General features: G+C 32.5%; 1 rRNA gene. It reads right to left on the reverse strand.

Annotated features, from left to right (window positions below):
* Nucleotides 1-76, reverse strand: a 5S ribosomal RNA gene (gene rrf, locus KGF45_RS19845); the annotation flags it as partial.
* Between the last annotated feature and the right edge of the window lie 179 nt (nucleotides 77-255).

The raw sequence follows: 255 nt of genomic DNA on the forward strand, positions 1-255 counted from the left end.
TACCATCAGCGCTAGAGAGCTTAACTTCTGTGTTCGGAATGGGAACAGGTGTATCCTCTCTGCTATTGTAACCACATAATCTTTATGCTTAACATTACTATTAAGTTATTGAAACTAGTAAAACTAATTTCTTTAGAGTTAACACTCTAAAAACTACATATATATTTTAATCAATGAACATCAAATAAATATTGGTCAAGTCCTCGACCTATTAGTATCGATAAGCTAAATACATTGCTGCACTTACACCTTCGA

Source organism: Clostridioides sp. ZZV14-6154 (genome assembly GCF_020657785.1).
GTDB lineage: Bacteria > Bacillota > Clostridia > Peptostreptococcales > Peptostreptococcaceae > Clostridioides.